General features: G+C 41.9%; 1 protein-coding gene. It reads right to left on the bottom strand.

Annotated features, from left to right (window positions below; translation table 11 throughout):
- On the bottom strand, nt 1-234 hold a 234-nt coding region (locus AAEY79_RS16460; protein ID WP_352289868.1), incomplete at both ends, for a hypothetical protein.

The following is a 234-nucleotide window of genomic DNA, read 5'->3' as shown; positions in this document are numbered from 1 at the left end:
GAGTCACATCATCTTGAGCATCAACCATTGCTAAGCGTAATTTCATTAATGCTTCAACATGTGCATCGGACTCAGCAAAAAGTTGCGGCACTGCTTTGCCTGCCATAAAATCTTGTCGGGCTTGTTCAGCACGGATCAACTGACGTAAATTTGCTGCGCCAATTAAAAAGTCGGGATGCTTTTGCACTAAAAAGTTTAATTGTTTGTCTGCACGTTCAAGCTCACCATTAATAC

Source organism: Psychrobacter sp. GW64-MNA-CIBAN-0177 (genome assembly GCF_040309585.1).
GTDB lineage: Bacteria > Pseudomonadota > Gammaproteobacteria > Pseudomonadales > Moraxellaceae > Psychrobacter > Psychrobacter okhotskensis.
Note: the sequence above shows the minus strand (reverse complement) of the source record. Positions and strands in the feature narration are given on the sequence as shown.